Genomic DNA, 6959 nt, shown 5'->3' with positions numbered 1-6959 from the left:
TAAGGTTACGGATGGTAACGTGGGGAGTACTCATGCTGATTGGTCTGCAAAAAGCAGTAATAAATTCAGAACTTCAGAATACCGTCAAGTCCCGAAAAAAGAAAAATCAGGTGCGGAATGACGGATAAAAAGGAAAAAGAAATGAAAAAGCCAAATTACGTTCGCTGTTAGTTTTAAATTTTTACTTGGTAGGCTTTAATGGATTTTTACTCTGATTTTTAACCCTGTCGTGGTGGCAAAAATGTTGTTTTTCGCTTTTTTTTGTTCTGTTGCCATACGCGATCGTGACAAGGTCGTCACTTAACCTGATGATTCTTATGTGTAATCTTGCCACAATGCGTGCTCTGGTGATGAAGTAAGGTATGACCATGCCTCAGCGGTCTACCCAAATCGGTTGACTCCAGCTTCCCATCTAAGGTAAAAAAGCGGTTCGTGCTTCGGTTAAATTTGCAACAAAATGACACGTGTTCCCCCTGTCCAGACCTTGTATACATGGCGGTTTCTTTATCGGGGAATATGAGTTAACAGCATAATATAACGAAGTTTTTTACTATAACGGTGTTATATGCAAGTTTTGATTATGCGTCATGGTGATGCAGTACCTGACGCAGCCAGTGATGCGCTTCGCCCGCTCAGTGCGCGCGGTGTTGAAGAGTCGCGTCAGATGGCTTTCTGGCTACATGACCAGAGTGTGGCTATTACGCGTGTTTTGGTGAGTCCTTATGTCCGCGCCCAGCAAACTCTGTCCACCTTGCGTGGTATCCTTTCCCTGCCTGATGAAGAAGATTGCCTGCCAGCGCTGACGCCGGGCGGCGATGCCGCATTTGTCAGTGATTATCTGCTGGCGTTGGCCGGTGAGGGAATCGAATCGGTATTGATCGTCTCGCACCTGCCCTTGGTAGGGTATCTGGTGGTGGAGCTCAGCCCGCAAACCGGTGCGCCGATGTTTGCTACCTCAGCGGTGGCCTGCGTTACGCTGGATGCGCAGTCGGGGGCTGGTGTGTTCGATTGGCAAATCAGCCCGTCACAGTTGGCGCTTAAATCCTGTATCTGAGCTTGCGCCGTCGCAAATGTTAGGCGACAGCGCGCAAGCCGGGTGCATTAGCGCGACGGTTCGGTGCCCGCTTTTATCTGACCGTACGCCGCATCCAGTTCCACCAACACCAACAGTGCGGCGTCACCGCCGAACTCTTTGGGTGCCTGATGAAAAGCCAGTACGTCCGGATGTTGTGCCAGCCAGAGTGGCGTTTGCTGTTTGAGAATATGCTTGCCGTGGCCGTGCATCACACAGGCGCAGTAAACGTGTTCACGGCGACAGGCCGCGAGCAGGGCACCCAGCTCTTGCTTGGCTTGCAACTGGGTTAATCCGTGCAGATCGAGAAACAGATCTGGGGAATAGTCGCCGCGCCGCAGTTTTTTTAGCTCGTAATGGCTGCTGCTGCCGGGGCGCACGTAACGCGTGGGGCCGTCGCTGTCCAATTGGGGCTGAAATTCGTCGGAAAAATAAAAGCTGGCATCCACTTGTTCCTGCAACGCCTTGCGCGGCGGCAGCTTCCCTTCTACCTGATGGCGTTGGGGACGGTGTACATAGGTATCCTGGCGCAGCGTTTTGGTGCCGGCCACGGAGGCGCGGAATAGCTGGGCGTCGCCATCATTCAACGCGTGTTTTTTACTCATTCGATCACCCCGTTGTGTCTCTCACGGTCCTTATTACGTCGGCGTATCTGCTTCCCGATGGGGCGGCCTGGCGTTAGGGCATCAATTCATACGGCATTTTCCATAAATGACATTGGCCCCAGTGTAACCTGTAATAGTGCCTGCGCTACCTTTTTAATAGCAAACCCGAAATTGCCAAACAACAGAAGGGGAGAATCGATTGATAGGCGAAGCAGAGGATTTCTGCGCGTGCGGGGTGATATCTGCTGATTTGTCGTTGGCTTCATGGCAAACTAAGCGGCATTTCCGGACAGGTGGGGTCTGTGGAGGACTAACTTGGATAAAATTTTCGTCGACGAGGCGGTCAAAGACCTGCATACCTTGCAAGACATGCTGCGCTGGGCGGTAAGCCGTTTTAACGCAGCCGAGCTCTATTATGGACATGGCACCGATAACCCGTGGGATGAAGCGCTGCAACTGGTGCTGCCCACCCTGTATTTGCCCCTTGATTTCCCTGTGGATATGTATGGCTCGCGTCTGACGGTATCGGAGCGCCAGCGTGTGGTTGAGCGCGTTATTCGTCGCGTTAATGAACGTCTGCCAGTGGCTTACCTGACCAACAAGGCGTGGTTTTGCGGGTTGGAGTTTTTTGTTGATGAGCGCGTATTGGTACCGCGTTCACCAATCGGTGAGCTGATTTCACAGCAGTTCGCTGGATTGATCGTCGATGAGCCGCAGCATATTCTCGATCTCTGCACCGGCAGCGGCTGCATCGCGATTGCGTGTGCGCACGCCTTCCCCGACGCAGAAGTGGATGCTGTCGATCTTTCCAGCGATGCGTTGGCCGTCGCCGAGCAGAATATCCAGCAACACGGCCTAGAACAGCAGGTCACGCCGATTCGTTCCGACTTGTTCCGCGCGCTGCCGCTGCTCGCGTATGACCTGATTGTTACCAATCCCCCGTATGTGGATGCGGAAGACATGGCGGATTTGCCACAGGAGTTTCGCCGCGAGCCGGAACTGGGCCTTGCGGCGGGCAATGACGGGCTGGATCTGGTACGCCGCATTTTGGCCTGTGCGCCAGATTACCTTAATGAGCAGGGCGTGCTGATCTGCGAAGTGGGCAACAGCATGGTGCATTTGATGGATCAGTATCCGGATATTCCGTTTACCTGGCTGGAGTTCGAGCACGGTGGTGATGGCGTATTTATGCTGACAAAAGATCAACTGGTGGATTGCCACAGTCATTTTGCGGCGTATCGGCAATAAACACACCGGTTATGCCGGGCTCGCCCCGGCACTATAAATCATAATGCAGTACAAAATAGCGATGTTACACAGAAAGGAGCCGTGATGGCAGGCAACAGTATTGGCCAGTTCTTCCGCGTCACCACGTTCGGCGAATCCCACGGTATTGCGTTGGGATGTATCGTTGATGGAGTACCGCCGGGCATTCCGCTGACTGAAGCGGATCTGCAACGCGATTTGGATCGCCGTCGCCCTGGCACCTCGCGTTATACCACGCAGCGCCGCGAGCCGGATCAGGTGCGTATTTTATCCGGGGTGTTTGAAGGGGTCACCACGGGCACCAGCATTGGCCTGATCATCGAAAATACCGATCAGCGCTCTCAGGATTACAGTGCGATCAAAGATGTATTCCGCCCCGGTCATGCCGATTATACCTACGAACAAAAATACGGCGTGCGTGACTATCGCGGCGGCGGCCGCTCTTCGGCCCGTGAAACCGCAATGCGCGTGGCCGCTGGTGCCATTGCCAAAAAATACCTGCAAATGACACACGGTATTCAGGTGCGTGGCTATCTGGCGCAAATGGGCGATGTCACCTGCGAATTGAAAGAGTGGGATATCGTTGAGCAAAACCCGTTTTTCTGCCCCGATGCCGACAAGATCGATGCGCTGGATGAATTGATGCGTGTCCTGAAAAAAGAGGGGGACTCCATCGGTGCCAAAGTCAGCGTTGTTGCCGAATCGGTGCCCGCTGGTTTGGGTGAGCCGGTGTTTGACCGTTTGGATGCCGACCTGGCCCATGCATTGATGAGCATCAACGCCGTAAAAGGCGTAGAAATCGGCGATGGATTTGCGGTTGTCACCAAACGCGGCAGCAAAAACCGTGATGAAATTACGCCGCAAGGGTTCCAGAGTAACCATGCGGGCGGCGTACTGGGTGGCATCAGCAGCGGACAGGCGATTGTCGCGCATCTGGCGCTGAAACCCACCTCGAGCATCACGGTGCCGGGGAAAACCATCAACCGCCAGGGTGAAGCAACGGAAATAATCACCCGTGGACGTCACGATCCCTGCGTGGGGATTCGTGCTGTGCCGATTGCGGAGGCAATGATGGCGATTGTATTGATGGATCATCTGTTGCGTCAGCGCGCCCAGTGTGCGGACGTCGTGAGTCAGGTTCCTCGTTGGTAAACTAAACATGAAAAAAGGGTGGGTGGGGGCCATTGCCGTGCTGTTAAGCGCGGGCGTATGGGCAAAAACCCCATGGCAAGAGATCGCACATCCGGTGCCGGGTACGGCGCAGGCCATTGGTGCGTTCTCTAACGGTTGTATTGTCGGTGCGCAGCCGTTGCCGTTGGAATCCGTGAATTATCAGGTGATGCGTGTCGATCAACGCCGCTATTTCGGTCATCCGGATTTGCTGGCGTTTATCACGCGACTGAGCGCCAATGTGAAAAAGCAGACTGGCGGTATTGTGCTGGTGGGCGATATGGGAATGCCAGCTGGCGGTCGATTCAGCAGCGGCCATGCCAGTCACCAGTCCGGTCTGGATGCAGATATTTGGTTACAGATGCCGCTGCAACGTTGGACAGCACAGCAACTTCTGAAACCGCAGCCTATCGATTTGGTTGCCGCCAACGGTCGTCAGGTTAACCCAAGCTTGTGGCAACCGCAGGTGACGGCGTTGATCAAACTGGCCGCGCAGGATCAAGAGGTCACCCGCATCTTTGTCAACCCGGCCATCAAGAAACAGCTGTGCCAGGAAGCGGGACAGGATCTTGACTGGCTGCGTAAAGTGCGTCCCTGGTTTGCGCACCGGGCGCATATGCACGTGCGGTTACGCTGCCCGGCAGACAGCCTGGAATGTCAGGATCAGGACGCGCCACCCGCAGGTGATGGGTGCGGTGCCGAGTTGAGCAGTTGGTTTACGCCACGCCAGCCGAGCCCTGAAGCGCCAGTGAAAACGCCACCTCCGCTACCGGCCTCGTGTCAGGCATTACTCGATAAACATCTGTTGGTGAACTAAGTCATGGAATGGTTTTTGGTCAGCCCCGAAATGCTCGGGGTGTTGTTTGCTTTTGCAGCGCTTGCCGGTTTTATCGATTCTATCGCGGGGGGAGGCGGGTTACTCAGTATTCCTATTCTGCTCTCGGCGGGGTTAAGCCCGGCGCAGGCGCTGGCAACCAATAAACTGCAAGCGGTCGGTGGCTCTTTTTCTGCCAGTCTCTATTTTGTCCGTCAGCGCGCCGTGAAGTTAAGTGAACAGAAGCTGCCTATCGCGTTGACCTTTTTAGGCTCAACGTTTGGTGCCTGGTTGATTCAGCAGATTCACGCGGATTTTTTGCGCCAGATCCTGCCCGTTCTGGTGATCGGTATCGGGCTTTATTTCCTGTTAATGCCGAAAATTGGCGATGAAGATCGCCAGAAACGTTTGTCGGGCCTTCCGTTTGCCTTTTTGGCGGGCGGGTGTATTGGGTTCTATGATGGTTTCTTTGGCCCCGGTGCTGGTTCTTTCTACGCGCTGGCGTTTGTTACACTCAGCGGTTTCAGCCTGCCTAAAGCCACGGCGCATGCCAAAGTGCTCAATTTCACTTCCAATTTTGGTGGGTTGCTGTTCTTTATTCTGGGCGGTCAGGTGGTCTGGGGCGTAGGGCTGGTGATGCTGGTCGGGCAGGTGTTGGGTGCCCGTCTCGGGGCTCGCATGGTGCTCAATAAGGGGCAAAAGCTGATCCGCCCGATGCTGGTGATTGTGTCTGCCTGTATGAGCGTAAAGTTGATTTATGATAACCACGGCAGCGATATTGCCCAATGGATAGGACACCTCTGGTCATGACCACCCCAAGCGTAAGCGCTACGCACGATTACCGCGATCTCATTACTTTGTTCGCACAGTGCTTTGAGCAGGACTATAACACTCGGCTGGTGAAAGGGGATGATGAGCCTATCTATCTGCTTGCTGATGAACAGTTTTCCTATCATCGAATTGTGTTCGCGCATGGGTTTTATGCCAGCGCATTTCATGAAATTTCGCACTGGTGCATTGCCGGTGAGGCGCGACGCAAGCTGGTGGATTTCGGCTATTGGTACTGCCCGGATGGCCGCGATGCGGCAACGCAGGGGCAGTTCGAGCAGGTAGAAATCAAGCCACAGGCGTTTGACTGGCTGTTTTGCGTGGCTTCGGGCTTTCCCTTTAATGTCAGTTGCGACAATCTGGAAGGGGATATTGAGCCGGATCGCATCGCGTTTCAGCGCACCGTACATGCACAAGTGATGGCCTATCTCGAGCAAGGTATTCCGGCGCGTCCATTGCGCTTTATTCGTGCATTACAATCGTTTTACAATACGCCGCCGTTGACGGCGGAGCAGTTCCCGTATCCCGCCGATCTCAACTGATGCGGATAAACGTTAATAGTGAGGATGTTAGATGATCGCAGAATGTGAAGCGCGTATTCTTGCGCTGATTGATGATATGGTAGAGCATGCCAGCGATGATGAACTTTTTGCCGGTGGCTACCTGCGCGGTCATTTGACGCTGGCAGTGGCAGAGGCTGAAGAGCAGGGGGAAACCTCGGTTCAGGCGCTCTATCAACGCGTTTGCGACAGCGTACAGCAAGCGATTAAAAACGGTGAGCTTTCGCCGCCGGATCAGATATTGGTCAATGGTATGTGGGATGATTTATTTCAGCGTGCCTCCCAGATCAATTGATAACTCACTCGCACTGACTCGATAAATGAGAAAAAGTATTATTTAACGCGTTATTGTTATTCCCGCGAAAGCGTGAATAATTAGTTAAAACAATCACTTGACTAATGATTTGTGCCGATTGGTAAATGAAAATATCAGTCCAGAACTCATCTTTACACTACTCTGATTAAATTATACACGCACGATAAACTTCTCTGCATAATATCCGGAATAATAGCCATCAACCCGTCATTCCGCACCTGATTTTTCTTTTTTCGGGACTTGACGGTATTCTGAAGTTCTGAATTTATTACTGCTTTTTGCAGACCAATCAGCATGAGTACTCCCCACGTTACCATCCGTAACCTTG

At 53.2% G+C, this 6959-nt stretch carries 8 protein-coding genes; 7 read left to right on the top strand and 1 reads right to left on the bottom strand.

Annotation, left to right across the window (positions count from 1 at the left end; genetic code table 11):
* Window positions 1–565 precede the first annotated feature (565 nt).
* Entirely contained in the window at window positions 566–1054 is a 489-nt protein-coding gene (gene sixA, locus ACTBDZ_RS13160) for a phosphohistidine phosphatase SixA (protein ID WP_438815653.1), read from the top strand.
* Between the two features lie 47 nt (window positions 1055–1101).
* Here sixA and smrB read toward each other — a convergent pair whose 3' ends face one another.
* Window positions 1102–1677 carry an endonuclease SmrB gene (gene smrB, locus ACTBDZ_RS13155; RefSeq protein WP_438815652.1) on the bottom strand — a complete coding sequence of 192 codons (576 nt, stop codon included), beginning with the start codon at window positions 1675–1677 and terminating at the stop codon, window positions 1102–1104.
* Window positions 1678–1992: 315 nt separating this feature from the next.
* Between smrB and prmB the strand changes: the two genes are divergently transcribed.
* From prmB to ACTBDZ_RS13125, 6 genes are all read left to right on the top strand, one after another.
* Window positions 1993–2925, top strand: a complete 933-nt coding sequence (gene prmB / locus ACTBDZ_RS13150) for a 50S ribosomal protein L3 N(5)-glutamine methyltransferase (RefSeq protein ID WP_438815651.1) — start codon at window positions 1993–1995, stop codon at window positions 2923–2925.
* Between the two features lie 84 nt (window positions 2926–3009).
* Window positions 3010–4095: a chorismate synthase gene (aroC, locus tag ACTBDZ_RS13145; protein WP_438815650.1), complete on the top strand. Its 1086-nt coding sequence runs from the start codon at window positions 3010–3012 to the stop codon at window positions 4093–4095.
* Window positions 4096–4102: 7 nt separating this feature from the next.
* Window positions 4103–4930 (top strand): penicillin-insensitive murein endopeptidase, encoded by an 828-nt coding sequence (gene mepA / locus ACTBDZ_RS13140; RefSeq protein ID WP_438815649.1) that lies wholly within the window; start codon window positions 4103–4105, stop codon window positions 4928–4930.
* Between the two features lie 3 nt (window positions 4931–4933).
* Window positions 4934–5737, top strand: a complete 804-nt coding sequence (locus ACTBDZ_RS13135) for a sulfite exporter TauE/SafE family protein (RefSeq protein WP_438815648.1) — start codon at window positions 4934–4936, stop codon at window positions 5735–5737.
* On the top strand, window positions 5734–6297 hold the full coding sequence (locus tag ACTBDZ_RS13130; protein ID WP_438815647.1) for an elongation factor P hydroxylase: 564 nt from the start codon (window positions 5734–5736) through the stop codon (window positions 6295–6297). The genes ACTBDZ_RS13135 and ACTBDZ_RS13130 overlap by 4 nt, the downstream gene beginning before the upstream one ends.
* 31 nt (window positions 6298–6328) lie before the next feature.
* On the top strand, window positions 6329–6610 hold the full coding sequence (locus ACTBDZ_RS13125) for a YfcL family protein (protein ID WP_438815646.1): 282 nt from the start codon (window positions 6329–6331) through the stop codon (window positions 6608–6610).
* Window positions 6611–6959 lie beyond the last annotated feature (349 nt).

This window comes from Symbiopectobacterium sp. (genome assembly GCF_051710365.1).
Classification (GTDB): domain Bacteria; phylum Pseudomonadota; class Gammaproteobacteria; order Enterobacterales; family Enterobacteriaceae; genus Symbiopectobacterium.
This window is presented reverse-complemented; position numbering and strand designations above follow the sequence as displayed.

Excerpts from the sequence above, each read along its gene's own strand:
- sixA (WP_438815653.1), top strand. The coding sequence starts at position 566 with ATGCAAGTTTTGATTATGCGTCATGGTGATGCAGTACCTGACGCAGCC.
- smrB (WP_438815652.1), bottom strand. The coding sequence starts at position 1,677 with ATGAGTAAAAAACACGCGTTGAATGATGGCGACGCCCAGCTATTCCGC.
- aroC (WP_438815650.1), top strand. The coding sequence starts at position 3,010 with ATGGCAGGCAACAGTATTGGCCAGTTCTTCCGCGTCACCACGTTCGGC.
- mepA (WP_438815649.1), top strand. The coding sequence starts at position 4,103 with ATGAAAAAAGGGTGGGTGGGGGCCATTGCCGTGCTGTTAAGCGCGGGC.
- ACTBDZ_RS13135 (WP_438815648.1), top strand. The coding sequence starts at position 4,934 with ATGGAATGGTTTTTGGTCAGCCCCGAAATGCTCGGGGTGTTGTTTGCT.
- ACTBDZ_RS13130 (WP_438815647.1), top strand. The coding sequence starts at position 5,734 with ATGACCACCCCAAGCGTAAGCGCTACGCACGATTACCGCGATCTCATT.
- ACTBDZ_RS13125 (WP_438815646.1), top strand. The coding sequence starts at position 6,329 with ATGATCGCAGAATGTGAAGCGCGTATTCTTGCGCTGATTGATGATATG.